The sequence below is a fragment of the Pauljensenia sp. UMB3104 genome, assembly GCF_030217285.1.
Taxonomy (GTDB): Bacteria; Actinomycetota; Actinomycetes; order Actinomycetales; family Actinomycetaceae; genus Pauljensenia.
The window spans coordinates 1-284 of the sequence record NZ_JASONN010000256.1 but is presented as its reverse complement, the minus strand read 5'-3'; the positions used below and the strand labels follow the sequence as shown (position 1 = coordinate 284).

Genomic DNA, 284 nt, shown 5'->3' with positions numbered 1-284 from the left:
GCGCGGACACGTACAGCCCGCTATGTCCACATTGCTTCAGTTCCATGCTTCTAGCCTAGCCGAGTGCGCGCCAGCCACTGCGCGTGTTGCGGCGGCATCGGCGGAGTGGTCCCACCGAATACCGGGCACAGCGAACGTACGCCGCACCAGTTGCACAGCGGATTTTTGCGCGGCGCAAACGAATCCTGCTCAATATCGCGTTCAATACGATCCCACAGCTGATCGATCTGGCGCTCAAAATCATGGATTTCTTCGGCCGTCGGGTCCAGCGTGATCACTTGCCC

Annotated in this window: 1 pseudogene; it reads right to left on the bottom strand. The window is 59.9% G+C overall.

The features are described from left to right. Nucleotides 1-50: 50 nt before the first annotated feature. Nucleotides 51-284: pseudogene (locus QP415_RS11610) on the bottom strand (RecB family exonuclease); the annotation flags it as partial.